Origin of the sequence: Microcystis sp. LE19-195.1E (genome assembly GCF_027532095.1) — a bacterium.
Lineage (GTDB): Bacteria > Cyanobacteriota > Cyanobacteriia > Cyanobacteriales > Microcystaceae > Microcystis > Microcystis aeruginosa.
Genome location: NZ_JAPZSZ010000235.1, coordinates 1 through 1,827 on the forward strand (window position 1 = coordinate 1; position 1,827 = coordinate 1,827).

3 protein-coding genes are annotated in these 1,827 nt (G+C 44.3%); 1 reads left to right on the forward strand and 2 read right to left on the reverse strand.

What is annotated here, in order from left to right; genetic code table 11:
- On the reverse strand, positions 1-141 hold a 141-nt coding region (locus O9300_RS13225; protein ID WP_287638272.1), incomplete at its 3' end, for a helix-turn-helix domain-containing protein.
- A gap of 90 nt (positions 142-231) precedes the next feature.
- Between O9300_RS13225 and O9300_RS13230 the strand changes: the two genes are divergently transcribed.
- A complete protein-coding gene (locus O9300_RS13230) occupies positions 232-1,506 on the forward strand; it encodes an O-antigen ligase family protein (protein ID WP_287972098.1) in 1,275 nt (424 codons plus the stop codon).
- On the opposite strand, the gene O9300_RS13235 is transcribed toward O9300_RS13230, so the two are convergent.
- Positions 1,501-1,638: a hypothetical protein gene (locus O9300_RS13235; protein WP_287972099.1), complete on the reverse strand. Its 138-nt coding sequence runs from the start codon at positions 1,636-1,638 to the stop codon at positions 1,501-1,503. The two genes, O9300_RS13230 and O9300_RS13235, sit on opposite strands and share 6 nt — an antisense overlap.
- Positions 1,639-1,827 lie beyond the last annotated feature (189 nt).

Genomic DNA, 1,827 nt, shown 5'->3' on the forward strand with positions numbered 1-1,827 from the left:
TCTTTCTTGCTTTTCGTACCAAGCTTGTGTTCGTTCGTGGAGAGCTTTGTTGTAAACTAATCTTACACAGCCCAAAGTGCGCCGCAATAGCGACTCTTGTTCGGGTGTGGGGTAAAATCGAAACGAATAGGCTTTTTCCATACCTCACATTCTAGAATATATCGTCTAAATGCGCTAGTATTTAACGGTAAAGCCGCCGTAAAACGGCGGGGTTTCAGACCCAAATTTTCGATGAAAAAGATTTTTTGTCAAGGGTGGGAGTGGAATTTAATACTTTTTTCAGTTTTTATTGCCATGATGCTGCCGGAGTTAGCGGGTATCGGCATTATTATCGTGTTAATTAGGGTTTTTACCGGCAATTTTCGGGCAATTATCCAGTCACGTCTCAATCAAGGTCTCGGTATCGTCACTCTTTGGTTGATGATTAGTGCCAGTCTTTCCCCAACTCCGGGGGATGCTTGGATTGGTTTAGGAAATTTCCTGCCTTTTTTCTTCTTTTTTAGCAATATTCGGCAATTAATTAAAAAACCCTCTCAATTGCGTCAACTAGCTTGGGTGATGGTTATCCCCTCAGTTTGGGTAGTGGTGATGGGATGGGGACAAATTTTTCTCGGTTGGCAAAAACCGGAAGCATTAAAAGGGATTTTTACCTGGCCCTACGGAGCGGGGGGTGAACCGAGCGGGCGAATGTCTTCGGTTTTTATGTATGCTAATCTTTTGGGGGCTTATTTATTAATAACTCTGATTTTAGCGATCGGTTTATTAATTCTAACTTGGCGGCAGTGGCACAGACAAAGAAATCGGAATTTAAATCTCAAAGTCGGGTTTTTAACTTTAACCATATTTATCGATAGTGTAGGGCTATTTTTAAGCAATTCTCGCAATGCTTGGGCCTTAGCCTTTTTAGGGGGCCTAATTTTCGCCCTTTATCTGGGTTGGAATGCCTTAGTCGCCGGTTTTGTCCTCTTGGGGGGGGTGATTTCCCTCGCTTCTTGGGGACCAAATCCTTTCAGGGATAGTTTCCGTTTCTTGGTTCCTAGGGCGATTTGGGCGCGATTATCCGATGAAATGTTCCCCGATCGCCCTCTAGCGACTCTCAGAGCAACTCAATGGCGTTTTACTCTAGAAATGACCCAAGAAAGACCCCTATTCGGTTGGGGATTACGCAGTTTTACACCTCTCTACGAAAAAAGTCAGGGATTGTGGTTAGGTCATCCCCATAATTTATATTTGATGTTAATGGCAGAAACGGGAATTATCGGCTTAATTTTATTGTCTGTTTGGGTGGGTTGGATTTATGCCCAAGGGGTGCGTTTATTAATCTTTTTACGACAACAAAAAGCCGGGGGGGAGTTAATTATCTTTACCTATCTGGTGGCCTTTGGTGCTTGCGTTTTATTTAATCTCGTCGATGTCACCCTCTCCGATGTCAAGATTAATACTATTGTTTGGCTTCTCTTGGCTGCCATTGCTGGGGTGAGTCAAAGGTTAAATTATGAATTATAAATTGGGAAGTGGGAAGTGGGAAGTGGGAAGATAGGGAGATGGGGGAATGGGGAAGTGGGGAAGTGGGGTGTGGGGTGTGGGGTGTGGGGTGTGGGGAGAATAAATAAAATAATCTCCTGAATAAGGGTGCATCCCACACTTGCAGAAATACCAACAATCAGCAATTATCAGTGACTCTTAAATTAGTACAAAAATATGAACAATCGCGTGTAAGCATCTCACAGTTAACCTAATGCGCGGGGGGTTTGGGGGCGGCGCCACGCCCCCAACGGGGGGTTTGGGGGGTAGAACCCCCCAAAAGCTTGGATTGAGTGATAAAAC